We start from the raw sequence: 25,103 nt of genomic DNA, 5'->3' as shown, positions 1-25,103 counted from the left end.
CGCGACGGGCGGATCAGTCGGCTCAGTCTGCGCGGAAGAGCTGCAGAGAGCTGGCGGCCACGTCGTACTCGCCGCCGGGCATCCGGATGTCCGCGGGGGCCTCGAGCGAAGGGGGCGAGTCGAACGAGCTATCCCAGAGCAGGGTGTACTGGGTGACGCCCTCGTGGTGGGGCAGAATGACGGTGGTCGGCGACTCGATGCCGTGGATCACCACGAGAATGCGGTTGAAGGGCTCGTGTTCGGGGGTCGACGCGGCCAGAAACTGCAGGGTGCGGTTCTCGGCCGAGTTCCACTCATAGACGCTCATGGAGTTGCCGCCGCCGTCGTACCAGTCCATCTGGCTGGCGCTCGGGGTCGTCTCGCCGAACACTCCGAAGCGCACCGGGCGCAGCGCCGGGTTCTCGCGGCGAAGTCGCAGGAGGTGCTGCGTGGTCTGCCAGAGTCCGTTCTGCCACTTGCGGCGATCCCAGCTGAGCCAGGTCAGTTCGGAGTCGTGACAGTAGGCGTTGTTGTTGCCCTTCTGGCTGCGGCCGAATTCGTCGCCGGCCGTGATCATGGGCGTGCCGGCCGAGAGCAGCAGCGTGCCCATGAGGTTACGGATGGTGCGGCGCCGGCTGGCCTCGACGGCGCGGTTCGGCGTTGCGCCTTCGACGCCGTGGTTGTACGACATGTTGTTGTCGGTTCCGTCGCGGTTCGACTCGCCGTTTCCGACGTTGTGCTTCACGTCGTACGCCGTGAGGTCGGCCATGGTGAAGCCGTCGTGGGCGGTGATGAAGTTGACCGAGGCGAGCGGCCCGCGCGCGGGAGAGAAGGTGTTCGACGAACCCGCGAGTCGGGTGGCGAGCATCCCGACGCCGTCGCCGGGGGAGCCGTTTTCGCGAATCGATCGGATGTCGCGCAGCCAGAACTTGCGCATGCGGTCGCGGTAGCGGTCGTTCCACTCCTGCCAGCCGCCCGGAAAGTTGCCCGTCTGCCAGCCGCCCATGCCGACATCCCACGGTTCGGCGATCATTTTGGCGCCGGTCAGGTCTGGGTCGTTGATGATGCCCTGTATGAGCGGATGCCCGGGGTCGAACGAGTGGTCGGCGTTGCGCCCGAGCGTGGCGGCCAGGTCGAACCGGAATCCGTCGACCTGCACGTCGTTCGCCCAGTACTTGAGCGAATCCAGGATCAACCGTGTCACGGCGGGCACCGACGTATTGACGCTGTTGCCGCATCCGGTGACGTCTATATAGTTGCCCGTTCGGGTCTGCCGGTAGTAGTTCGCGTTGTCGATGCCGCGAAAGCTCGTGGTCGGCCCCATGCGGCCCTCTTCGGCGGTGTGGTTGTAGACGACGTCGAGTATCACCTCGAGCCCGGCCTCGTGCAGCAGCTTCACCATGCCCTTGAACTCGCGCAGCACGCCGCTCGGACCCTCGGCCTGCGCCTCGCGGGTGGCGTAGAAGTTCTGCGGACTGAAGAAATTCAGGGTGTTGTAACCCCAGTAGTTCGTGAGGCCTTGCTTCATGAGGCGGCGCTCGGAGACGAAGGCGTGCACCGGCAGCAGCTGTACGGCGGTCACGCCGAGCTTCTGCAGGTACCCGATGGTGGTCTCGTGTGCGAGGCCCGCGTACGTGCCGCGCAGGTGTTCGGGCATGCGGGTGTTCAGCTTACTGAGGCCTTTGACGTGACCTTCGTAGATGACGGTGTGGTCGAGCGGAGTGTTGGGCTTGGTGACGCCGTTCCAGTTGAAGGAGTCGTCGACCACAACCCCGCGCCAGGTGTCAGGGCCGGTGCGGGTGAGCCCGCGGGCGTAGGGGTCGAGCAGCAGCAGGTTGGGGTCGAAGGCGTTCATGGGTCCGTCGGGTCCGCTGACCTTGAGCGCGTACTTACGACCGGGCGCGAGCGACTTGGTCTTGCCGTACCAGACGTTGTTCGCGTCGCGCACGAGGCTGACGGTCTTGAAGATCCACTTGGGGTCTTTGTTGTCGAAGAGACACAGGTCGATCTGCGTGGCGTGCTCAGACCACACCCTCAGTTCGCCGCCCGACGCCGTCTGTCGAATACCGAGGTTGGCGAGGGGATCGGCTTGGGTCATGCGTCTTAGAGTAGTGAGTAGTTGTTTCGGCAATGAAAACTGGAGTAGTGCTGCCCGTTATGGCCATTTATCTCGATCACGCGGCGACCACGCCGCTGCTGCCGTCGGCGCTCTCGGCGTACGTCTCGGCGCTCGGTGTGGTGGGCAACCCGTCGTCGATTCATTCGCAGGGTCAGCAGGCGAAGCGGATGCTCGAGGAATCCCGCGAGGTCGTGGCGGCGTCGCTCGGGGCAGACCCGGTTGAAGTGGTGTTCACGTCGGGGGGTACGGAGTCGATCAACCTCGGGGTTAAGGGACTGTACTGGAAGCGGCAGCAGGGCGCTGCGGCGGGCGGCGCGGGTGGTGCGACGGGCGCGCGTGCCGGAGGTGGCGCGGGTGGCGCGGGTGCCGGTGGTGGAGCGGGTGCCGAAGGCGGCGCGGCGGGCGCGGGTGCTGGTGCGGCGGGCGTGAGTGGTGCCGGTGGCAGCATGCCACGGAGGCCCCGAGTGCTGGTGCCGGGCGGGGAGCACCACGCGACGAACGACGCCGTGGAGTGGCTCGCGCAGTACGAGGGCGCCGTCATCGAGTGGCTGCCGGTGGATTCGGTGGGGCGGCTGCACCCTGAGGTGCTCGAGGCGGCGCTGGCGCGGGGCAGCGGAGGCGCGGCTGTCGGCAGTAACGCAGCTGGGGGTGGCGTTTCTGTGACCGGCGCGGCGAACGTGGCGGGCGCGGTCGATGGTGGGTCTGCTGTGAGCGGGGCTGGTGCGGTCGACGGTGGGTCTGCTGTGAGCGAGGCTGGTGCGGTCGACGATGTGACTGCTGCGAGCGGGACTGGCGCGGCCGACGACGTGGCGCTCGTGTCGTTTCTGTGGGCGAATAACGAAGTCGGAACGATTCAGCCCGTCGCCGAGCTGGCCGCGGTAGCTGCGAAATACGGCGTTCCGGTGCACGTCGACGCGGTGTCGGCGTACGGGTATGTGCCCATCGACTTTCATGCGATCGGAGTCGCCGCGCTCAGCGTCTCGGCCCACAAGATCGGCGGCCCGGTCGGGGTGGGGGCGCTGCTGCTGTCGCGAACGGCCGATGTGGTGCCGCTGATTCATGGTGGGGGGCAGCAGCGCGGGAGATCCGGAACGCAAGATGTGGCGGGCGCCGTGGCGTTTGCGGCGGCAGCCCAGAACGCGGTTTCGACGCTGCCCACCTTTGCGCCAGCACTCGAGGAGTTGCGTGACCGGCTGGTTTCGGGCATCCGGTCGGCGGTGCCGACGGCTGTGCTGCGCGGAGACCCGAGCCCGGAAGGTCGGCTGCCGGGCAACGCGCACTTCACGTTCGAGGGATGCGAGGGGGATTCGCTGCTGTTTCTGCTCGACGTGGCCGGGTTCTCGGTGTCGACTGGGTCGGCATGCCAGGCCGGAGTGCCGGAGGTGTCGCACGTGCTCGTGGCGATGGGCGTTCCCGAGCTGGAGGCCCGCGGGGCTCTGCGGTTCACGCTCGGGCACGGCACAACGGCGGCCGAGGTGGATGCTCTGGTGGCAGCCTTGCCCGCGGCAGTCGCTCGCGCGACGAAGGCCGGCTTCGCCGACCGCGCCGTGGCCTAGCGCTGCGTCCCACCGCACCGCACCGCACCGCGCCGCCGGCTCGCGAGGCCTTGTGAGGTCGTTAGGACTCGACTGAGGTCGCTGTGACGGCCTCAGTACGGCGGTAACGACCTCAGCGACGGGGAGCCGGGCGCGCCGACCGGGCCCGAGGGCAGCGGCGGCGCGGGCAGCGGAGCGGGAGCGGCGGGGTGGGAGCGGATCCCGAGCCGAGCAGCGACCCGTCGCGGCCGGGCGCCGCCCTTCGCGTCAGCGGCGGCGACGGGTGCCGAAGATGCCCGAGACGACGCTGGTGAGAATCGACTGAGTGGCCTTCGAGCCGAGCACGTCGGCGAGAATGTTCGGCGCGGCCTGGGCGGTGGTGCGGGTTCCGGATGCCCGGCGGGCCCTTTCCGCGGAGGCAGCGGCTGCCACGGCCTCACGCTCGGCCCTAGCCTGCGCCTTCTCGTGGTCGGATTGCGCCTTCGCCTGGGCTTTTTCGGCCGCGGCCTGCTCCTTGGCTGCCGCCGCGGCCGCGTCGGCCTGGGCCTTCGCGTCGGCTTCGGCCTGCACGGCTGCCGCGGCCTGTTCCGCAGCCAGATTGAGCTTCGCGGTGAGCATCTCGCGGGCCGACTCGCGGTCGATGACGGCGCCGTAGATCGGCAGCAGAGGGGAGGCGGCTACGGCGGAGTCGATCTGGGCATCCGGTGTCGGAGACATCGACCCCTGTGGGGCGCGCAGACGGGTCCACGCGACGGGGCTCGGGGCGCCCTTCTCGTTCATGACCGTGACGACGGCTTCGCCCGTGGCGAGGTTCTGCAGCACTTCGGCGAGGTCGTAGCCCGACTTCGGGAAGGTCGAGACCGTGGCCCGCAGCGACTTGGCGTCGTCGGGAGTGAAGGCGCGCAGCTGGTGCTGGATGCGCGAGCCGAGCTGCGCCAGCACTTCGCCCGGAACATCCTTCGGGGTCTGCGTCACGAAGAAGATGCCGACGCCCTTCGAGCGGATCAGCCGCACGGTCTGCGTGATCGAGGCGAGAAAGTCTTTCGACGCGTCGCGAAAGAGCAGGTGCGCCTCGTCGAAGAAGAACACGAGCTTGGGCTTGTCGAGGTCGCCGACCTCGGGCAGATCGTTGTAGAGGTCGGCCAGCAGCCACATCAAGAACGTCGAGTACAGGGCCGGTTTGTCTGCGACGCCCGGAACCTCGAGCAGGCTCACGATGCCCTGACCGTCAGCGGTGGTCTTCAGAAACTCGGCCGTATCGATCTCGGTCTCGCCGAAGAAGACGTCGGCACCCTGATCGGCGAAGGTGATGAGCTCGCGCAGAATCACCCCGATGGTCTGCGACGAGATGCCGCCGAGATCGGTGAGTTCGGCCTTGCCCTCGGGGCTCGCGAGGTAGCTCAGCACGGCCCGCAGGTCGCTGAGGTCGAGCAGTGGGAGGCCGGCCTTGTCGGCGTAGTGGAAGACGAGGCCGAGGCTCGACTCCTGCGTGTTGTTCAGGCCGAGCACTTTGCTCATGAGAAGGGGCCCGAACCCGGCGACGGTGGCGCGGATCGGGATGCCCTTTCCTCTGCCACCCAGGCTGAAGTACTCGGTCGGGCTGGCCTCGGGCACCCAGTTCTGGCCGATGCCCTGGGTTCTGCTGAGCAGCTTGTCGTTCGGCTGGCCGGCGGTCGCGATGCCGGAGAGGTCGCCCTTGATGTCGGCTGCGAAGACGGGAACGCCGGCCGCGCTGAGCTGCTCGGCGAGCACCTGGAGCGTCTTCGTCTTGCCGGTTCCGGTGGCGCCGGCGACGAGTCCGTGGCGGTTCGTCATGGCGAGCGGGATGCGCACCTGGGTCGCGGGGTCGGCGTCGCCGTTGACGAGGGAGCCCATCTCGAGGGCGGGGCCGGTGAACGCGTATCCGGCGCGGATGAGGTCGACCGCGGCGGGGTCGAGGGGGCCGGCCTGCGGCGCGGGGGCGGCGGTGGGGGTGGGGGTGTCTGCCGGAGCGGGGGTGTCGACCGGCGGGGTGGCGGGGGTGTTTGCGGGGGTGGGTGTCGCGGCAGCGCCAGCCGCAGCCGCAGCAGTTTCCGCGGGTGACGGCGCGGATGCGGCGGCGAGGGCCGCATCCTGAGCCCGTTTGAGCGCTGCCTCCGCGGCCGCCTGGGCCTGGCGGGCCGCTTCGACCGCGGCGGCGGCCTCTTCCTGAGCAATTCGCAGAGCATCGTCGGTCATGTGGTCAGCCTATTCCGCGCGCGCCGCGGTATCCACGGTCGGAGCCGCCCTTGACTCGGAGACCAGCGGCGCGCACATTCGGCTCCGATTCGACGCTCTTCGACCGCCGGGTTGCGCAAAAGCGCCGCGCGCAGCGGCTTTAGGTGCATCTGCGCAACCTCGACGTGTGACCGCGAGGCCCCTGCGCGTGACGCTCACGAACGACGCCGCACCGCCACGGGAGGCGCAAGCCCCGTCACCGCGATGGCTCCGGACGAGAGCGACCGCCGGGGCGGCCGCTCTCGTCCGGAAGAGTCGCGCTCGACGCCGCGGGAGTGAGGCGGGCTAGAGGTTGAGCGACGTCAGGATGGCGCGGTGGTCGCTGCCGCCGGCGGCGAGGGTGGTGTTCGACGTGACGGTCATTCCGCGCTGCAGGAGGTGGTCGAGCCGCGTCACGGGGAGGTTCGACGGCCAGGTGCTGCCGAGCATCCCTTCGCTTTGATTCGCCTCGGAGAGCTGCGACTCGATGCCGCCCATCGCGCGGTCTGTCGAGGCGGCGTTGAAGTCGCCGACCGCGATGACTCGCTTGTTCTCGTCGTTCGGCAGCGTCTGGGCGAGGGCCGCGAGCATCGAGTCGCGAGCCGAAACGTCACCGGGCCTGGCCGAGGCGGCGTGGATGACGTAGATGCTCACCAGCCCCTGCGGTGTCTGCAGATCGGCAGCGAGTGCACGATTCCAGCCGAGCCCCAGGTTGAGCGGCTGGGCGTTGACGACGGGGTACTTGCTCCAGACTCCCACGGTGCCCACGCCATAGGAGTAGGGATACGCCGCCGCGAGAGAGGCCGAGATGCTGTCGAAATCGTCTGACGTCATCTCTTCGAGCGCAATGACGTCTGCCCCGGTTGCGGCCAGCGTCTGCGCCGACTGCCGGCCGGTTCCCGACGACGCCTCGATGTTCTGGCTCGCCACGGTGAGGTGCGTTCCGTCGGCGGTGGATGCCGCGGGCGCACTCCATTTCAACGGCACGAGCCCCGGCCCGAACAGCGCCCCCCACACCACCGCAGCAAGCAGCACGAAAACCAGCGCGCTCACCCGCCGCGCTACGACCGCCATCACCGCCAGCGGAATCACGAACAGCCCGAACCACGGGATGCTCGTGTCGAGTAGCAGCCCGATACCACCGATGTCGGGCACCGCCGTATGAAACAACACAAGCACGGCGAGCACGAACGAGAACACGATGGTGAGCGCCGTGAGCCGCGGGTGGCGGGCAGTTCGCACGGGGCTGGCTGGCACGCCGCCCGTCGGGATGGGACGAGTGGGGAGGAGCAAAGACATCGTGATCAGTCTCGTCTACGTGTCTGATGCTTTCGTGAATGAATACTCCACAGCGCGTGCGTGTCGCGCAGTTATGCACAGTCTGGCGCATTCCCGGCGGGGCGTCAGTGGCGCCGTTTATGCTTGTGGCATGAAGGTTCTGGCAGCAATGAGTGGCGGCGTCGACTCCGCAGTGGCCGCAGCACGCGCGGTCGAGGCGGGGCACGACGTCGTGGGGGTTCACCTCGCCCTCAGCCGGATGCCCGGTACCCTCCGAATCGGCAGCAGGGGTTGCTGCACCATCGAAGACTCCTCCGACGCCCAGCGTGCGGCCAACATCATCGGCATTCCCTATTACGTGTGGGATTTCTCCGAGCGCTTCAAGCTCGACGTGGTCGACGATTTCATCGCCGAATACGCCGCGGGCCGCACCCCGAACCCGTGCATGCGCTGCAACGAGCGCATCAAGTTCGCCGCCCTGCTCGAGAAAGCGCTCGATCTCGGCTTCGACGCCGTCGCGACCGGGCATTACGCCACCATCGTCACCGACGATCACGGCAACCGCGAGCTGCACCGGGCGAGCGCTTGGGCGAAAGACCAGAGTTACGTGCTGGGTGTGCTCACGGCAGAGCAGCTCGCGCACTCCATGTTTCCGCTGGGAGCGACTCCGTCGAAGGCGCTCGTTCGCGCCGAGGCCGCCGAGCGCGGGTTCAGCGTTGCCAACAAGCCTGACAGCCATGACATCTGCTTCATTCCCGACGGCGACACGCGCGGCTGGCTCGCCGAGAAGGTCGGCACCGCGACGGGCGACATCGTCGAGCGCGACGGTACCGTCATCGGATCGCACGAGGGCGCGCACGGCTACACCGTGGGCCAGCGGCGGGGGCTGAATCTCGGCATCATGGCCGAAGACGGCCGCCGCCGGTTTGTGCTCGAGGTGAAGCCGGCCACGAACACCGTAGTCGTGGGTCCGAAGGAGGCGCTCGCCATCGCAGAGATCGCCGGGTCGCGGTTCACCTGGGCGGGGCATGCCCCCGAGCATCCGGAGGCCGCGTTCGACTGCGAGGTGCAGATCAGGGCGCACGCCGACCCGGTGCCGGCCGTGGCGCAGGTGGTCGACCTTGACGACGGGTCACGCGAATTGGTTATCCGGCCGAACGAGCCGCTCATCGGCGTGTCTCCCGGGCAGACGGCGGTCGTCTACGTCGGCACGCGCGTGTTGGGGCAGACCACGATCGACCGCACCACGAGTGCCGTTCCGGTGGCTTCGGTTTCGGCCGCCGCCGCCGTGGCGGCAGGCTGAGCCCGACCGATCGCCAGATCGCCCGAACGATAGACCGAACGACAGCCACCGAACCGCGCAGAACCACCACACGGAGAGCATGATGGCGAAATCCTCAGCGACGACGAAGTCCGAGCGTGAATCGGGTGCCGCGCAAGTGGCGGCCACTTCGGCGAGCACGGTGGCGAGCACGGCTGCGGCCGACGAGCTGACGCTCGAGCAGGCGGCCGACGAAGCCTCGGCGCTCACTACGCGCATCCAAGAGCTTCGCGACGCGTATTACGACAAAGACGCCTCGCTCGTCTCCGACGAAGACTACGACCGCATGCTGCGCAGGCTCGGCGAGCTCGAGCGGCTCTTTCCCGAGCTGCAGAGCCAAGACAGCCCCACGCAGACCGTCGGCGGTCGCGCTGAGACCACGCTGTTCTCCCCGGTGCAGCATGCCGAACGCATGCTCAGCCTCGACAACGTCTTCTCGCTCGACGAGTTCGCCGAGTGGGCGGCCAAGGTCGAACGCGATTCCGGCCGGCCAGTGCACTACCTCTGCGAGCTGAAGATCGACGGCCTGGCAATGAACCTGCGCTACGTCAACGGCAGGCTCGTTTCGGCGGCGACTCGGGGTGACGGCGTCGTCGGCGAAGACGTCACCGAGAACGTCGCGTACATTCCGGGAATCCCGACGAAACTCGAAGGCACCGGGCATCCGCCTCTCATGGAGGTGCGCGGCGAGATCTTCTTCCCGGTCGCCACGTTCGACGAACTGAACGCCGCGCAGCTCGCTGCGGGCGACCGCCTGTTCGCCAACGCCCGCAACGCGGCGAGCGGATCGCTGCGGCAGAAGGCTGAGAACAAGACCGCTGCCGGCCTCGACCTCATGCATCGGCGCCTCACGGGCCTGCGGATGCTCGTGCACGGCATCGGCGCCTGGCCGAACCCGCCCGTCGACACCCAATCGGGCATCTACGACTTGCTCAAGTCGTGGGGACTGCCCACCAGCACGCACTACCAGGTGAAGCCCGACATCGCCGGCGCCTCGGAGTTCATCGAGTACTTCGGTGAACACCGCTACAGCGTCGAGCACGAGCTCGACGGCATCGTGATCAAGGTCGACGAGCTCGCGCTGCACGAAGAGCTCGGCGCCACTAGCAGGGCGCCGCGCTGGGCCATCGCCTACAAGTACCCGCCCGAGCAGGTGCAGACGAAGCTGCTCGACATCGTGGTGAGTGTGGGGCGCACCGGTCGAGCGACGCCGTTCGCCGTGATGCAGAAGGTTCGCGTCGCTGGCTCAGAGGTTCGGCAGGCCACCCTGCACAACCAAGACGTCGTGAAGGCCAAGGGTGTGCTCATCGGCGACACGGTCATCCTGCGTAAGGCCGGCGACGTGATTCCCGAAGTGCTCGGGCCGGTCGTCGAGCTGCGAGACGGAACCGAACGCGAGTTCGTGATGCCCGAATTCTGCCCCGAGTGCGGCACCCGTCTCGCTCCCGCGAAAGAGAACGACATCGACCTGCGCTGCCCGAACGCGCGAAGCTGCCCCGCTCAGGTGCGCGGCAGGGTCGAGCATGTCGGCTCGCGCGGTGCGCTCGACATCGAGGTGCTCGGCGAGGTCGCGGCGGCCGCCCTCACTCAGCCCGATCAGCCCGCCCGGGCGCCGCTCGACACCGAAGCCGGGTTGTTCGACCTCACGCTCGAGCAGATCTTCCCCATCACGACCATTGTGCGCGACTACGAGACCGGCCTCGAGAAACTCGACGACAACGGCGAGCCCAAACGTGAGGCGCCGTTCCGTCGCCGTCGGCAGAAGAAAGACGGGCTCTTCGTGCCTCCCGGCGCTAGCGCACCTGCCACTTCGGACACCGCCGAAGGGTCTGGCGAGGCTACTCTCACTGCTGAATCTGTCACCGCCTCTACCGCTCGTACTGCCTCGACCACCTTCGCCGGCGACGAGTTCTACGTGCCTTCTGCGAGTGCGATCAAGCTCATCGAGAACATTGAGAAGGCGAAGACGAGTCTGCTGTGGCGCATCCTCGTCGCGCTGAGCATCCGGCACGTCGGGCCCGTCGCGGCGCGCTCGCTCGCCGACTACTTCGGTTCGCTCGACGCCATCCGTGCCGCGACCCGTGAAGAGCTCGCGGCGGTCGACGGGGTCGGCGGCATCATCGCCGATGCGCTCATCGACTGGTTCTCGGTCGACTGGCACGTCGAGATCATCGACCGCTGGGCGGCGGCTGGCGTACAGTTCAGCACCCCCGGGCATCCGGGCCCCGGCGCAAACGTCGGCGCCGGCGGAACCCTCGACGGCCTCACCGTCGTCGCCACCGGCTCGCTCGAGGGCTTCACCCGTGAAGGCGCCATCGAGGCGATCATCGCGGCCGGCGGCAAGGCGGCCTCGTCGGTCTCGAAGAAGACCGACTTCGTGGCGGCCGGCCCTGGTGCCGGCTCGAAGCTCCCCAAAGCCGAGGCCCTGGGCCTCCGCATCATCAACGCGGAGCAGTTCGCCCTGTTGCTTAAGGAAGGCCCCGCGGCTCTGGCCGAGCCTGAAGCCGAAGAAGATCCACTTTAGTTGAGATAAGTTCATGCTACTCTCGAAGTTGACAATATGTGAGATTCAGTCGAATTTCACGAGTCCGACTTGAATCGAGATAGATGATGGGCTTCCGTGACTTTGTAAACGGCCTGGGCCTGGGCAAAATCGTTGCTGAAATGAGTACGCCGCGCACGATGCCGGCTGACCTTCAGGCGAGCGGCATTCAAGGAACCGCTCTCGTCCGCGGAATGACATCGACGAACGTGTCGTTCGGTGCCGACTTCCAGTCGAATCACGTCGTCTCGTTTGAACTCATCGTCACGATTCCCGATCACGAGCCATATCCACTGACAACGAATCAAACGGTTCCGTTCATGCTCATCGGCTCGATCCTGCCGGGCTCCACCGTATTCGTTCGCGTCGACCCCACCAATCTCGGCCGGTTAGGCATTGACTTCAGTCAGATCATCCCGAACGCCCTGGGCGGGGGCGGAATGAGCGGGGCAATGATGGGCGGAGCCGGAATCGGCGCGGCTGCGATGGCAGGTGCCGTGCCGGGAGGGCAGCCGATGTCTGGCGACGCTCTTCGCGAGAGTGGAACGGCGGCCACGGGAGTGGTGCAGCAGACGTTCAGCGTGGGCAGCATCACGGCACCGAACGGAGACCCGGTGCTCGGTCTCATCATGAGCATCACATATCCCGGTGGCGCCCCGTATATCTCGAAGAACGGGCAGCGCATCCCGCGAGATAAGTACCCGCTCGTGGTCCCGGGCGCGACGTTTCCGCTGAAGGGCAACCCGGCGGTGCCCGACCTCTGGACGATCGACTGGCCCGCAGTGTAGCCTCGACCGTCGACTGGGGCCGCAGATCTGTACTTCAGCGGACCTCATCGCCGTGGTGCGGGGAATGCAGTCGACGAATGTCGCGTTCGGAACTCAATTCGATGCAGATCCGGCCGTCATCTCGACCTGCTGGTCTCGGTCCCGGGGCATGACTCCTTTCCGCCGCGAACGAACCAAGCGATTCCCCAGGTGCTGGTCGATGCGATTGTGCCGGGCGCCACCGTGCGCGTCCGAGTAGCCTCATCACAACTGGGCCGACTGACTATCGAATTCAACCAGTTGGTGCCGGCCGTGCACTGATGCGGGTTCGCTGCGGCCGGCGCTTATTCGAGCGCTGTGGCGCGGAAACGCAGTGGCGAGCCGGAGACGGCGGCGCAACTGAAGGTCAGCGACAGCGAATACACTTGATGGGTTCCCGGGGCGCGGCAGCGCACCGCACCGAGCCGCGCCGTTGTGCGCCGCCCCGAACCCAGCAGTACGGAGTCGCATGTCTACCGAAACACCCCCGAACGCGAACAGCGCCAGCGTCGCGAGCAGCGAAAGTGCGCGCCCTGCGACGAGCGCCAACAGTCGGCCTGCGCCCGCAGAAGGCGCTAGCGGCCCCGGCGAGATCACAACCGCCCAGGTCGCGCACCTCGCCGGCCTCGCGCGCATCAACCTCACCGACGACGAGATCACGAAACTCACCGGCGAGCTGGTGGCGATCGTCGACAACGTGGCCAAGGTGACCGAGGTCGCGACCCCCGACGTGCCCGCTACGAGCCACCCCATTCCGCTGCAGAACGTGTTCCGCGAAGACGTCGTGGGCGTCACCCTCACCCAAGAGCAAGCGCTCTCGGGGGCACCCGAACACGACGGCAGCCGCTTTCGCGTCTCGGCCATTCTGGGAGAAGAACAGTGAGCCACGACCTGACCCGCCTGAGCGCCTCCGCGCTGGCCGAGAAGCTCGCCACGCGCGAAGTGAGCAGCCTCGAAGCAGTGGATGCCCACCTCGACCGCATCGCCGCCGTCGAGCCCGACGTGCACGCGTTCCTGCACGTGGCGGCAGACCAGGCCCGGGCGACTGCACGCGCGATCGACGCTCGCCGAGCATCCGGTGACCTCACCGCCGACGAGAGCGGAACCGCTCGCGGCGCGGGCAGTGAACTCGCCGGCGTGCCGATCGCCATCAAAGACGTGCTCTGCACCATCGATATGCCGAGCACCGCGGGGTCGAAGATTCTGCAGGGCTGGGTTCCGCCCTACGATGCGACCGTCGTCGCCAAGCTGCGGCGAGCCGGCCTCATTCCGCTTGGCAAGACGAACATGGACGAGTTCGCCATGGGCTCCTCCACCGAGCACTCGGCGTATGGTCCGACGCACAACCCGTGGGATCTCGACCGCATCCCCGGCGGCTCCGGTGGCGGCAGCGCCGCGGCCGTCGCCGCCTTCGAGGCACCACTGGCACTCGGCAGCGACACCGGCGGCTCGATTCGCCAGCCGGCCGCGGTGACGGGCAGCGTCGGCATGAAGCCCACCTACGGGGGAGTGAGCCGCTACGGCGCCATCGCCCTCGCCTCCAGCCTCGATCAGGTCGGGCCGGTCAGCCGCAGCGTTCTCGACGCGGCACTGCTGCACGACGTCATCGGCGGCCACGACGCGCGCGACTCCACGAGCCTGCGCGACGAGTGGCCGAGCTTCGCCGCCGCCGCTCGCGAGGGCGCGGCGACGCGCAGCTTGAAGGGCCTGAAGGTCGGCATCGTCAAAGAACTGCAGGGCGACGGCTTCCAGAAGGGTGTCACCCAGCGCTTCGAAGAAGCGGTCGCGCTGCTCACCGCAGCCGGCGCCGAGGTCGTCGAGGTCAGCACTCCGAGCTTCGAGTACGCCATCTCGGCGTACTACCTGATCCTTCCCGCCGAGGCGTCGAGCAACCTCGCGAAGTTCGACTCGGTGCGCTTCGGGCTGCGGGTCAACCCGCCCGGTGGTGGCACGGTCGAAGACGTCATGTCGGCGACCCGCGAGGCCGGCTTCGGTCCCGAGGTGAAGCGCCGTATTATCCTCGGCACCTATGCGCTCAGCGCGGGCTACTACGACGCCTACTACGGCTCCGCACAGAAGGTTCGCACGCTCATCCAGCGCGACTTCGCGCGGGTGTTCGCCGACGTCGACGTGCTGGTCAGCCCGAGCGCGCCCACCACAGCGTTCAAGCTCGGCGAGAAGCTCGACGACCCGCTGGCGATGTACCTGAACGACCTCACCACGATTCCGGCGAACCTCGCGGGCGTCCCCGGAATCAGCCTGCCCGTCGGGCTTGCTCCCGAAGACGGGCTTCCGGTGGGCATCCAGTTCATGGCGCCTGCGCGAGAGGATGCCCGGCTCTACAAGCTCGGCGCAACACTCGAGGCGCTGCTCGAAGAGAAGTGGGGGCATCCGCTGCTCAGCGAAGCGCCCGACCTCGCCCCGCAAGAAATGTTCGCGTCTGAAGAAGGGGCCGTCTGATGGCCAAGCCCGAGCTGATGGATTACGACAAAGCCCTCGAGCTGTTCGAGCCGGTGCTCGGCTTCGAAGTGCACGTCGAGCTGAACACCAAGACCAAGATGTTCTCTGACGCCCCGAACTTCTTCGGCGGCGAGCCGAACACGAATGTGACGCCCGTCGACCTCGGCCTGCCGGGGTCGCTGCCCGTGGTCAACGAGCAGGCCGTCAAGTACGCCATCAGCCTGGGGCTGGCCCTCGGATGCTCGATCGCACCCACCTCGCGCTTCGCGCGCAAGAACTACTTCTACCCCGACCTGGCGAAAAACTACCAGATCTCGCAGTTCGACGAGCCCATCGCGTTCACCGGCTCTGTCGAGGTGGAGTTGCCCGACGGCCGCCTCTTCACGGTGCCGATCGAGCGTGCGCACATGGAAGAAGACGCCGGCAAGCTCACGCACGTGGGCGGTGCCACGGGCCGTATTCAAGGCGCCGAGTATTCGCTTGTCGACTACAACCGGGCCGGCGTTCCGCTCGTCGAGATCGTGACCGACATCATCTACGGCGCCGAGAGTGACGCGCCCGAGCTGGCGAAGGCCTATGTGTCGACGATCCGCGACATCGTCGTGGCGCTCGGTATCAGCGACGCGAAGATGGAGCGCGGCAACCTCCGTTGCGACGCGAACATCTCGCTGCGCCCGCGCACGGCGCCGGGCGAGCCGGCCGCGAAGTTGGGCACGCGCACCGAGACGAAGAACGTGAACTCGTTGCGTTCTGTCGAGCGGGCCATTCGGTACGAGATTCAGCGTCAGGCCGCCATTCTGGCCAAGGGCGGAACCATCATCCAAGAGACGCGGCACTGGCACGAAGACACCGGCCAGACCTCGGCCGGGCGCCCGAAGAGCGACGCCGACGACTACCGGTACTTTCCGGAGCCCGACCTGCTGCCCGTGGTGCCGTCGCCCGAACTCATCGAGGAACTGCGGGCCGCGCTGCCCGAGGCTCCGGTTGCCAGGCGGAGGCGTCTCAAGGCCGACTGGGGCTTCACCGATCTCGAGTTTCAAGACGTGGTGAACTCGGGGTTGCTCACCGAGATCGTGGAGACGACGAAGGCTGGGTCATCCGCTCAGTCCGCACGCAAGTGGTGGACCGGCGAGATCGCTCGCGTGGCCAATCAGCGCGGGGTCGACGCCTCAACGCTGGTGTCGCCGCTGCACGTCTCCGAGCTCATCGCGCTCGTCGACGCCGGAACCCTCACCGACCGTCTCGCGCGTCAGGTGCTCGAGGGCGTCATCGAGGGTGAAGGCACGCCCGACGAGGTCGTGGCGGGCCGCGGATTGGCAGTCGTGTCCGACGACGGTGCGCTGATCGCGGCCATCGATGAGGCACTGGCGGCGCAACCGGATGTTCTCGCGAAGATTCGCGACGGTAAGGTTCAGGCTGCCGGTGCTGTGATCGGTGCCGTCATGAAGGCCATGAAGGGCCAGGCCGACGCCGCCCGCGTTCGCGAACTCGTGCTAGAACGCGCAAGCGCCTGAATTGATTGGTGCGCCGCCGCCCCTGCGGCGCACCATGCGACTGGTGAAACGTATCGCTGTATTGGCCGCTACCAACAGAGAAAGCGACGAGCGCGGTCGCCGCTTTCTCTGAACCCGTCTGGTACGCCGCCCCTGCGATGGCGACGCACCAGGCTAGTGGCTCGCCAGGCCGGCGACGAGGTTGATGGCCGACGCGAGGATGACCGCGCCGAAGAGGTACGAGAGAAGGGCGTGGCGGAGCGCCTGCGCCCGGAACGCGCTGTTCTCGAAGGTCGTGTCGGAGACCTGGTAGGTCATGCCGATGGTGAACGACAGGTAGTAGAAATCGCTGTACCGCGGGTCTTCTTTCTGGTTGAAGTCGACGCCGCCCGGTGTACCGCGGTAGTAGAGCGACGCATAGCGCAGGGTGAACAAGATGTGCACCAGTATCCACGAGAGGGTCAGGCTCAGCACGCCGAGCGCCCCGGCTCCGAACTTGTCTGCACCGTGCTCGTCGCTCGAGCCGAGAATGACGATGACGACAGCAGCGATGCTGCCGAGACTCGCGAGCAGCAGCAGCAGCTCGGCGGCCGCACGGGAGGGGTCTTCTCGGGTTGCGTGCTTAGCGGTGTCGGCGGAATTCTTGTTGTGGGTGCGAGCCCAGGTCCAGATGTTGTACACGAGGGCCGCGCAGATCCAGCCGATGACGGCGGAATCCGCCCAGCCTCCGAAGGCCCCGGCGATGAACCCGGCCGCTATTCCGACGAGAAGCATGATGACGGCACGCGTGGCTGATCTGCGCATCAGGGGAACGGATTGACTGCTAGTACTCACCTTGCGATCATCGCACGCGCCCAGACCGCTCAGTCGTCAGCTCTGACGATGCTCATGAATCGGGGGCCGGAGTGCAGGGTGAGCCGCAGGCGCAACCGACCCTGCTTCCCCAGAATGGCGCCGATCACGGCCGCGGCGACGACGGGGGCCAGCCCCGAGATCGCCATTGCCCGGTGCGCCCCGAACGTCTCCACGATGAAACCCATGAACGGCCCACCGATGGCCTGCCCGCCGAGCAGCACCAGCACGTAGACCGACATCACCCGCCCGCGCACCGCCATGTTCGACGAGATCTGTACGAGCGAGTTTGCACCCGTGATGAAGAGCAGGTTCGCGAACCCCACTCCGATGAGCACCACCGAGAAGAACACTTGGTTGGGCATGAGACCGGCGAGCGCCTGCAGACCGCCGAATAGAGCGGCGGTTGCGATCACGGTGCGCAACCGGATGCCCATCCTCCGCGTCGAGGCGATGGCCCCCGTGAAGGCGCCGATCGCGAGCAGCGTATTGAACAGGCCGTACCCGCCGGCCCCGACGTCGAAGACGTTGCTCGCGAAGGCGGCGAGCAACACCGGCATCGAGAAGGTGAACAGCGACAGCACGGCCATCATGACCATGGTCCAGAGAATCGACGGCTTCGACACGACGTAGCGCAGCCCCTCGCGCAGCTGACCCGGAGCCCGCGGAGCGGGCGTCGTCTTGTGTAAGTCGGCCACGCGCAACCGGAGCAACGCCGCCACGACGAACAGACAGCTGATGGCGTTGATGGCGAACGACCATCCGGCGCCCACGGCCACCAGCAGAGCGCCACTCACGGCGGGCCCGACCAGCCCGCCCAGCTGAAATACCGACGAGTTGATGGCGATGGCGTTGTGCAGGTACTTCGGACCCACGAGCTCGTTCACGAACACCTGGCGCGCGGGGTTGTCGAACACGGTCACCACCCCGACCAGAAACGCGATGATATAGACCTCCCAGACCACCACGACCCCGCTCAAAGTGAGTGCGGCGAGGGCGGCGGCGAGAAAAAACAGGGCGATCTGCGTCGTGATGAGCAACAGGCGGCGCGAATGCCGGTCGACGAACACGCCCCCGAAGAGTCCGAACAGCAGCATCGGTGTGAACTGCATGGCAACGGTGATGCCGACCGCGGTCACACTGCCGGTGAGTTCGAGAACGAGCCAGTCTTGGGCGATGCGCTGCATCCACGTGCCGGTCATCGAGACCATGTTCGAGAACGTGAACAGGCGATAGTTGCGGATGCGCAGAGCGACGAGTGTGTCGCGCCACGGCGGGCGGTGCTGGATGATCGGAACCGGGGCCGTGGCGGGAGCCGAATTCGCCGCACGGACCGGCGCTTCGTTTCGAACGATGGGAATGGGGCGGGTGGGCGGTGGAGCAGTCACGTATGGATCCTGAGTTGCGTAGTAATGAGTGGTGTTCTTCGACCGTATCTCGCGGGCATCCATTATCTTGCTAAATTGAGGCTATTACTCCTATTACGAAATCGAATGAAGAGGTTCGGCTCATGTTCGACCCGGTGCTGCTCACTACTTTTCTAGCGGTCGCTGAGACCCACAGCTTCACGGCTGCCGCGCATCGACTCGGTATCAGTCAGCCCACCGTGAGCCAGCACATTCGCAAGCTCGAAGACGCGGCGGGGCGTCAGCTCGTGGCTCGCGACACGCGAGACGTGCGGATGACCGACAACGGTGACGCGATGGCAGGGTTCGCGCGCAGCATCCTTGCGGCCCATTCGGCAGCGACCGCGTATTTCAGCGGATCCGCCATGCGCGGAAAGCTGAGGTTCGGTGCCGCGGACGACCTCGCGATTACGCAGCTGCCGCGCATTCTGCGGCACTTTCGTCAGCTGTACCCGCAGATCAACCTCGAGCTGACGGTGAACCAGAGCACGCCGCTCTACCGGCAGTTGAAGGCGGGCCGGCTCGACCTCATCTTCATCAAGCGCATGTCGGATTCAGACGAGGGTGCGCTGGTTCGGCGCGATACGCAGGTGTGGGTGGGGCAGCCGAAGACGGTCGTCGACCCGGGGGAGCCGGTGCCGCTCATCGTCTACCAGGCTCCGAGCATCAGCCGGCAGAGCGCGATAGACGCGCTCGAGGCAGCGGGGCGCACGTGGCGGGTGACGTGCAATACGCGCGAGGTAAACGGGCTGCTCGCTGCCGTTCGGGCCGGAATCGGCATCGCAGTGTTTCCGCAGTCGCTGATTCCCGACGATCTGGTGCCGGTCGGCGCGCGGTTCGGCCTGCCCGAACTCGGTTACGTCGACTTTCGCCTGCTGGCGAACCCGGCAGCGGCCGCCTCGCCCGTCGAGGCACTCACCTCCGCCATCATGGGGCGCCCGCTCTCCCGCCCCGCCGCGTGACGAAGCTCAGTCGGTGGGAAAGTGCACGCCCGTGAGCTCTTCTGAGCGCAACCAGAGCAGCGCGAGCTGCTTCTCGTTCTCGGCGCGACGGGCGAAATGCGCGAAGTTCGGTTCACCGGTGAGCTCGACCGGCCCCGACGGGCCGAAGTAGTCACCCCCGAGAACCTCATCGTTCGTGGCCGCGAAGAGTTCGGGCAGTGCGCCCTGCTCGGCACTCTGCGTCATTTTGGGCACGCTGTTCATGGCGCTCATCATTCGCGACGGCTTCGCCCGCCCGAGGTTCGGGCCTGACGACTGCAGGTTCGTGCGACTGAAGCCCGGATGAGCGGCCACACTCAGCACGCCCCAGCCGAGCGTCGCGTTGCGCCTGGCGAGCTCTTTGGCGAACATCAGGTTCGCCAGTTTCGACTGACCGTAAGCGCCCCACGCGTTGTACTTACTTTCGCTCTGCAGGTCTTCAAAATCGATGCGCCCGATCCAGTGCATGATGCTCGACATGGTGATCACGCGGGCCGTGTCGGAACGCATCAAGGCCGGCAACAGCAGGCCTGTGAGAGCGAAGTGGCCGAGATGGTTCGTTCCGAACTGCAGCTCGAAGCCGTCGTCGGTGAGTGTTCGACGCGGCACGGCCATCACGCCGGCATTGTTGAAGAGCAGGTCGAGCGGATGCCCGTCGGCCACGATCGCGTCGGCGAGCCGCCGCACCGAGCCGAGATTCGCGAGGTCGAGCGAGGCGAGGCTCGGAGTGCCCGGTGTCACCGCCGCGGCGGCGGCCTCGAACGACCCGGATTCGCGCTCCGCGTCGCCCGAGCGGCCCGCGGCGCCGCTCTGCAGACGGCGCAGAGCCTCGGCGCCCTTCTCTGCCGAGCGCGCGGTGATGGTCACATCGGCACCGGCCGCGAGCAGTCGGCGAGCCGTCTCGAAGCCCAGCCCGGAGTTGCCTCCCGTCACCACAGCCCGCCGGCCCGTCAAATCGGGAAGCTTGATGTCACCGCGTTTCGCCATGGTCGCCTGTCGCCTCGGTTACTCTCGCGCCGACTACTCGCGGTCGTCGCGACCGGTGAGCGCGAGCAGCCGCGATTGCAGCGGAGCGTCGTCGGCGATCGGAACGGGCGAGGCGAACAACCCGCTCGCCTCGAGCGTGTCTTTCTGCGGCTCGAACACGGTGTACACGGCCTCGATCAAGGCCGGGTCGATCGAGTCAGACGAATGGGTGGCCTTCGCGAGATCCCACGTGTGGATTGTCACGTCAGAAACCTGCTCGCGCAGGTACTCGCTCGCGGGAATGGTTCCGTACGACACATGTACGGGCGTCTCGGGGGCGGCCTTGGCCCAGGCCGACGCGGCCGCGGCGGAGTAGCGATGCCACTCGCCGATGAGGTCGTCACCGAGCGGCCGAATGAGGGGATGCGCGTCGCGCACCGTGCGGCCCTCGAGCAGCAGCGGAACCCACTGCTGCTCTTCGATGACGTGCTGCACCAGTTGATGCGTATTCCACTCGGTGTCGGGCGTCGGCGCCGACCAGTCGGTGACGGCCGCAAGGCGCGCACCGAACTCGTCGTGTGCCGTCCCGTGCAGGCTCAGCCAGTCGATGCTCATGGGGTCTCCGTTCATGTCTTTACAGTAAAGCGCAACCGTCTGGCATCCATTCCGGCAGCCTCGCCCTGTGCACAACTCCCACAGTGTGCAGCCTGTGGATGTGTAGGTTCGAGTCATGACACTTCACGTTCGCGCCACCCGATCTGACGACGTAGCCCAGCTGCTCGCCCTGAACAATCTCGCCGTGCCCGCGGTCAACAAGCTCGACGAGCCGGCGCTGCGAGCAATTCTGGCCGAGGTGCGATTCGGGTTCACGGTCGTCGACGACGCTGAGCCCGCCGGCGTGCTCGGATTCGCGCTCACCCTCGTTTCGGGCGCCGACTACCACAGCGAGAACTATCGCTGGTTCGAGAGCCGTTCGAGCGATTTTCTCTACGTCGACCGCATCGTCGTGGCCGAGGGCGCGCGCGACGCGGGCGTCGGGCAAATGCTCTACACCACGATTTTCGACTCCGCGCGCTCCGAGGGTGTCTCCGAAGTGTTCTGCGAGGTCAACCTCTCGCCGCCGAACCCGGGGTCGCTACGATTCCACCACCGCCTGGGTTTCGTCGAAGTGGGTCAGCAGGCAACGAAGGGCGGCGCGTTCGTCGTTTCGCTGCTGGCGGCACCGCTGGCGGCACCGGCGGAGGGGCCAGTAGTCGGGTCAGTGACGGAGCCGGCAGCGGCGAGCCGAGACAGCTGACCCGAACGCCTTCTCACACGATCGCGACGCCGCGGGCCCGCAGCATCCGTCGATCCGAGTCGATGGCCGCGAGCAGCCGGTCGCGCGTGTCGTGAATGTGGGCGACGACCCGCCGAACGGCGACGTCGGCGTCGCGGTGCCGCAGTGCATCCACGATCGCTCGGTGCTCCGACACCGCCAGAGCGCGCGACTGCTCGGTCTGCACTTCGAGCCAGCGCGTGCGAGAAAGTCGGGTCATCGACCCCTCGGTGGCGGTGACGAGAAACGGATTCTGCGACAGCCGCATCAACTCCACGTGAAAGTCGGTGCCCGAGCGTAACCCCTCTTCGCTCGACTGGCTGATGTCGAACGAGGCGAGCAACTCGTCGAGCGCCTCGATGTCGGCGTCGACCGCGCGCTCGCAGGCCAGTCGCACCCCCGCCGATTCGATGACTTCGCGGTACTCGAGCAGGTGCGCGATCTCGGCGAGATCGATGGGAGCGACCATCCACCCGCGCCCCTCGCGCTGAACCAGCCCTTCGGATTCGAGACGCATGAGCGCGGCCCGCACCGGGGTGCGCGACGCCAGCAGCTCTGTCTCGAGGCCCCGCTCGGTGAGTCGCTCGCCCGGCGCCATCGACAGGCTCAGGATGCCCTCCCGAAGCCGCGCGTAGATCTGAACGGTCTGCGATATCTCTACCATGCTGCGAGTCTAGCAAGGTTGGTATACCGTGGTGGTATACCAACCGAAAGGCAACCGGATCATGACTGAGCGACCCGAGACCGAGACCGCGGCCGAGACGCCACCCGCGACCGCGACCGCGTCTACCGCCGCACGCGCGCTCGCCGCCGCTGCGCCCCCGACCGCCGTCGCTGCACCCGCGCCCGCCGCCACCGGCGCGACCCTCGCGGCGCCCCCGCTCGGCCTGCGCCCCTGGTTCATGCTCGCGCTCGGCCTCTTCGCCCAGGTCGCCGGAACTATCGCCGTCACGACTCCCGCCTTTCTCGTCACGCTGCTGCACGACCAGCGCGGCCTCTCGCTGGCGCAGGCCGGACTGGTGGTGGCGGCTCCTTCGCTCGGCATGGTGCTCACCCTGATCGCCTGGGGAGCCCTCGCCGACCGCGTCGGAGAGCACTGGGTGATCGCGGCCGGCCTCACGATCACGGCACTCGCCGCGCTGGGCGCCCTGGTGGCCGGCGACCTCACCGCGATCACGATCTTCTTCGTGATCGGCGGTATGGGTGCAGCGAGCGCCAACGCGGCGGGCGGCCGTCTGGTGGTCGGCTGGTTTCCTCGGGAGCGCCGTGGCCTCGCCATGGGCATTCGGCAGATGGCGCAGCCGCTCGGCGTCGCCGTCGCGGCCATCGTCGTACCGCCGATCGCCGCCGCGAACGGGCTGAGCGCAGCGCTGCTGCTGCCGTTTGTGATGACGGCCGCGGCCGCCGTGCTGAGCGCCGTGTTCATCGTGGACCCCAAACGCGCCCCGCACGACGTGCTGCCCGTCGGTCAGAAGCCGCAGAACCCGTACCGCACCACCTCGTTGCTCTGGCGCATCCACGGGGTGTCGGTGCTGCTCGTCTTTCCGCAGTTCGTCGTGTCGACGTTCGCTCTGGTCTGGCTGATCACCGATGAGGGCTGGCAGCCGCTGGCGGCGGGCCTCGTGGTGGGCATTGCCCAGTTCGTCGGGGCGCTCGGGCGCATCGTGGTGGGTCTGGTTTCCGATCGCGTGGGCAGCCGTATGCTCCCGTTGCGCGTGGTGGCAGGCGCTGCCGCGCTGATGATGATCGTCTTGGCGCTGACCGATTGGTGGGGCCTCTCGGGGATTGCTGCCGTGGCGGTGATTCTGGCCTCGGCCATCACTGTCGCCGACAACGGTCTGGCCTTCACCGCTGTCGCCGAGATCGCGGGCAGCCGATGGTCGGGCCGCGCTCTCGGTGCTCAGAACACGGCACAATTTGTTGCGGCGACGGCAACCGCACCTGTCATGGGCGCGCTGATCGGGGTTTTCGGTTTCGCTGCCGCCTTCGGACTGACGGCCCTTCTGCCTCTCGTCGCCATTCCGCTCGTTCCGCTGGTCGACAAGCGATCCGGCAAGAAACTCTAGACCCGTTCGCCGCACCGGTTCGGGCGTCGAACGAACGCCGCGCGCGCGTGGTACCGTGCAAAAATGCCACGTATCGCGGGAGTAGCCGCAGCCTTCCCCTCACGTTCTTATCCGCAGCATGAATTGACGGAGCTACTCGGTTCGATCATCACCGAGAATCCCAGCAAGATGGCGCTGGTTCGCCGCTTGCACGCCAACAGCAAAGTGAACAGCCGCCACCTGGTGATGCCGTACGAGTGGTACCGCGACAACGAGCTGACGTTCACGCTGACCAACAACACCTTCATCGTGCAAGCGTTAGAGCTTGCCGAAGAGGCCACGGCGGCGGCGCTGCTCAAGGCCGGCCTGCACGCCTCCGACATCGATTTTGTCGTCTTCACCTCGGTCACCGGCATCTCGGCTCCCTCTGTCGATGCTCTGCTCGCGCTGAGACTCGGTTTTCGTGACGACATCAAACGCATGCCGATGTTCGGCCTGGGGTGCGTAGCAGGAGCGGCGGGCATCGCCCGTGTGAACGACTATCTGCTCGGGCATCCCGACGAGGTCGGCCTGCTGGTCTCTGTCGAACTCTGCTCGCTCACCGTTCAGCGTGGCGACGACTCGATGGGCAACCTCGTTGCGACCGGCCTGTTCGGCGACGGCTCTGCCGCCGTCATCATGGTCGGCTCTGAACGGGCGAAACGGATGCCCGTGACCGGCCCCGACGTGATCGACACGCGAAGCCGGCTCTACCCGGGCACGCGCGAGGTGCTCGGTTTCAACCCGAGCGCGAGCGGGTTTCGCATCGTGCTGACCGCCGGTGTCGCCGATGTGATCGACGAGCACTTCGAAAGCGACGTGCGAGGAATGTTGAACGCCCACGAAATCGGGGTCTCCGACATCGAAGTGTGGCTCGCGCATCCGGGCGGCCCGCGCGTGCTCAACTCGTTCTCGTCGGCGCTCGATCTGCCCGAGGGCGCGCTCGACGTGAGCTGGCAGTCGATGGCCGACAAAGGAAACATGTCGTCGGCCTCCATTCTGCATGTGCTCGCCGAGACGCTGGAGCAAGACAAGTTCGAGGCCGGCGGCCTCGGTCTGCTGTTTGCGCTCGGCCCGGGGGTCTGCGCCGAGATCGTGTTGCTGAAGTGGCCGGACGATGCCGAGGCCGCCCGCTAGTGCTCTGGTACGCGGCGCTGATTCTGGCAACGGGGGCAGAACGATTCGTCGAACTCGGTGTCTCGTCGCGCAACGCCGCCTGGGCCTTCAAGCGCGGCGGAGTCGAGTTCGGCAAGAGACATTTTGCGTTCATGGTGTGCCTGCACACGGGAATGCTGCTCGCCTGCCTGGCCGAAGTGTTTCTGCTGAACCGCACGTTCACCCCGTGGCTGGGCTATCCGATGCTCGTCATCGCCCTGGCCAGCCAGGCCCTGCGCTGGTGGTGCATCGCCACCCTCGGCAAGCGCTGGAACACTCGGGTGATCGTCGTGCCCGGGTTGCCGCTGGTCGACCGGGGGCCCTACCGATTCTTCAACCACCCCAATTACGTCGCGGTCATCGCTGAGGGAATCGCCCTGCCGTTGGTCTATAATGCGTACATTACGGCGACCGTGTTCACGGTCATCAATCTGGTACTGCTGCTGCGTTTTCGCATTCCTGTCGAAGAGCGAGCTCTCGCGTTCGGGCTCGCGCAGGCACCGGATGCCCGGGCGGGGGCCTGACGCCGGCACGCGTGCAACGAAATGCAGTGCTGGCAGTTTTCCGTCAAGGGGGT

The 25,103-nt window shown here is 67.0% G+C and carries 20 protein-coding genes; 12 read left to right on the top strand and 8 right to left on the bottom strand.

Annotated features, from left to right (window positions below; all coding sequences use genetic code 11):
* Positions 1–22: 22 nt before the first annotated feature.
* Positions 23–2,077: a glycogen debranching protein GlgX gene (gene glgX, locus LQ955_RS09635; protein WP_231027936.1), complete on the bottom strand. Its 2,055-nt coding sequence runs from the start codon at positions 2,075–2,077 to the stop codon at positions 23–25.
* Between the two features lie 32 nt (positions 2,078–2,109).
* On the opposite strand from glgX, the gene LQ955_RS09630 reads away from it, so the two are divergent.
* Positions 2,110–3,654: a cysteine desulfurase family protein gene (locus LQ955_RS09630; protein ID WP_390623463.1), complete on the top strand. Its 1,545-nt coding sequence runs from the start codon at positions 2,110–2,112 to the stop codon at positions 3,652–3,654.
* 246 nt (positions 3,655–3,900) lie between these two features.
* Here the strand turns inward: LQ955_RS09630 and LQ955_RS09625 are convergent, their stop codons facing one another.
* Positions 3,901–5,850 carry a helicase HerA-like domain-containing protein gene (locus tag LQ955_RS09625; RefSeq protein WP_231027935.1) on the bottom strand — a complete coding sequence of 650 codons (1,950 nt, stop codon included), beginning with the start codon at positions 5,848–5,850 and terminating at the stop codon, positions 3,901–3,903.
* Positions 5,851–6,174: 324 nt separating this feature from the next.
* Positions 6,175–7,167: an endonuclease/exonuclease/phosphatase family protein gene (locus LQ955_RS09620; RefSeq protein ID WP_231027934.1), complete on the bottom strand. Its 993-nt coding sequence runs from the start codon at positions 7,165–7,167 to the stop codon at positions 6,175–6,177.
* Positions 7,168–7,297: 130 nt separating this feature from the next.
* On the opposite strand from LQ955_RS09620, the gene mnmA reads away from it, so the two are divergent.
* The 6 genes from mnmA to gatB all read left to right on the top strand — a co-directional run bounded on the left by mnmA (position 7,298) and on the right by gatB (position 15,789).
* Positions 7,298–8,449, top strand: coding sequence for a tRNA 2-thiouridine(34) synthase MnmA (gene mnmA, locus LQ955_RS09615; protein WP_231027933.1), 1,152 nt, complete (start codon positions 7,298–7,300; stop codon positions 8,447–8,449).
* A 79-nt stretch (positions 8,450–8,528) separates the two neighbouring features.
* On the top strand, positions 8,529–10,991 hold the full coding sequence (ligA, locus tag LQ955_RS09610; RefSeq protein WP_231027932.1) for an NAD-dependent DNA ligase LigA: 2,463 nt from the start codon (positions 8,529–8,531) through the stop codon (positions 10,989–10,991).
* 212 nt (positions 10,992–11,203) lie between these two features.
* Positions 11,204–11,797: a hypothetical protein gene (locus tag LQ955_RS09605; protein ID WP_231027931.1), complete on the top strand. Its 594-nt coding sequence runs from the start codon at positions 11,204–11,206 to the stop codon at positions 11,795–11,797.
* Positions 11,798–12,407: 610 nt separating this feature from the next.
* Positions 12,408–12,698 (top strand): Asp-tRNA(Asn)/Glu-tRNA(Gln) amidotransferase subunit GatC, encoded by a 291-nt coding sequence (gene gatC / locus LQ955_RS09600; protein WP_231028101.1) that lies wholly within the window; start codon positions 12,408–12,410, stop codon positions 12,696–12,698.
* Complete coding sequence (gene gatA, locus LQ955_RS09595) at positions 12,695–14,275, top strand: Asp-tRNA(Asn)/Glu-tRNA(Gln) amidotransferase subunit GatA (RefSeq protein WP_231027930.1); 1,581 nt, start codon at positions 12,695–12,697, stop codon at positions 14,273–14,275. Before gatC ends, gatA begins: the two co-directional genes overlap by 4 nt.
* Entirely contained in the window at positions 14,275–15,789 is a 1,515-nt protein-coding gene (gene gatB, locus LQ955_RS09590; RefSeq protein WP_231027929.1) for an Asp-tRNA(Asn)/Glu-tRNA(Gln) amidotransferase subunit GatB, read from the top strand. The genes gatA and gatB overlap by 1 nt, the downstream gene beginning before the upstream one ends.
* Positions 15,790–15,942: 153 nt before the next feature.
* Here gatB and LQ955_RS09585 read toward each other — a convergent pair whose 3' ends face one another.
* Both LQ955_RS09585 and LQ955_RS09580 read right to left on the bottom strand, forming a co-directional pair.
* Positions 15,943–16,602 (bottom strand): DUF1345 domain-containing protein, encoded by a 660-nt coding sequence (locus tag LQ955_RS09585; RefSeq protein WP_231027928.1) that lies wholly within the window; start codon positions 16,600–16,602, stop codon positions 15,943–15,945.
* Between the two features lie 29 nt (positions 16,603–16,631).
* Positions 16,632–17,975 carry an MFS transporter gene (locus tag LQ955_RS09580; protein ID WP_390623481.1) on the bottom strand — a complete coding sequence of 448 codons (1,344 nt, stop codon included), beginning with the start codon at positions 17,973–17,975 and terminating at the stop codon, positions 16,632–16,634.
* A gap of 155 nt (positions 17,976–18,130) precedes the next feature.
* On the opposite strand from LQ955_RS09580, the gene LQ955_RS09575 reads away from it, so the two are divergent.
* Positions 18,131–18,988, top strand: coding sequence for a LysR substrate-binding domain-containing protein (locus LQ955_RS09575; RefSeq protein ID WP_231027926.1), 858 nt, complete (start codon positions 18,131–18,133; stop codon positions 18,986–18,988).
* Positions 18,989–18,994: 6 nt separating this feature from the next.
* On the opposite strand, the gene LQ955_RS09570 is transcribed toward LQ955_RS09575, so the two are convergent.
* Both LQ955_RS09570 and LQ955_RS09565 read right to left on the bottom strand, forming a co-directional pair.
* Positions 18,995–19,993 carry an SDR family oxidoreductase gene (locus LQ955_RS09570; protein WP_231027925.1) on the bottom strand — a complete coding sequence of 333 codons (999 nt, stop codon included), beginning with the start codon at positions 19,991–19,993 and terminating at the stop codon, positions 18,995–18,997.
* A 33-nt stretch (positions 19,994–20,026) separates the two neighbouring features.
* Positions 20,027–20,602 carry a TIGR03086 family metal-binding protein gene (locus tag LQ955_RS09565; RefSeq protein WP_231027924.1) on the bottom strand — a complete coding sequence of 192 codons (576 nt, stop codon included), beginning with the start codon at positions 20,600–20,602 and terminating at the stop codon, positions 20,027–20,029.
* Positions 20,603–20,702: 100 nt separating this feature from the next.
* On the opposite strand from LQ955_RS09565, the gene LQ955_RS09560 reads away from it, so the two are divergent.
* On the top strand, positions 20,703–21,269 hold the full coding sequence (locus LQ955_RS09560; protein WP_231027923.1) for a GNAT family N-acetyltransferase: 567 nt from the start codon (positions 20,703–20,705) through the stop codon (positions 21,267–21,269).
* Positions 21,270–21,282: 13 nt separating this feature from the next.
* On the opposite strand, the gene LQ955_RS09555 is transcribed toward LQ955_RS09560, so the two are convergent.
* Positions 21,283–21,951, bottom strand: a complete 669-nt coding sequence (locus LQ955_RS09555) for a GntR family transcriptional regulator (RefSeq protein ID WP_231027922.1) — start codon at positions 21,949–21,951, stop codon at positions 21,283–21,285.
* 61 nt (positions 21,952–22,012) lie between these two features.
* Here LQ955_RS09555 and LQ955_RS09550 point away from each other — a divergent pair, with 61 nt between their 5' ends.
* The 3 genes from LQ955_RS09550 to LQ955_RS09540 all read left to right on the top strand — a co-directional run bounded on the left by LQ955_RS09550 (position 22,013) and on the right by LQ955_RS09540 (position 25,050).
* The gene (locus LQ955_RS09550) at positions 22,013–23,353 is read left to right on the top strand and encodes an MFS transporter (protein ID WP_231027921.1); all 1,341 of its coding nucleotides are present in this window, start codon (positions 22,013–22,015) and stop codon (positions 23,351–23,353) included.
* Positions 23,354–23,416: 63 nt separating this feature from the next.
* On the top strand, positions 23,417–24,508 hold the full coding sequence (locus LQ955_RS09545; protein ID WP_231027920.1) for a type III polyketide synthase: 1,092 nt from the start codon (positions 23,417–23,419) through the stop codon (positions 24,506–24,508).
* Positions 24,508–25,050, top strand: a complete 543-nt coding sequence (locus LQ955_RS09540) for an isoprenylcysteine carboxyl methyltransferase family protein (RefSeq protein WP_231027919.1) — start codon at positions 24,508–24,510, stop codon at positions 25,048–25,050. The genes LQ955_RS09545 and LQ955_RS09540 overlap by 1 nt, the downstream gene beginning before the upstream one ends.
* Positions 25,051–25,103 lie beyond the last annotated feature (53 nt).

It is taken from the genome of Subtercola endophyticus (assembly GCF_021044565.1).
Lineage (GTDB): Bacteria > Actinomycetota > Actinomycetes > Actinomycetales > Microbacteriaceae > Subtercola > Subtercola endophyticus.
The sequence above is the reverse complement of the archived record's forward strand: the minus strand, read 5'-3'. Positions and strand labels throughout refer to the sequence as shown.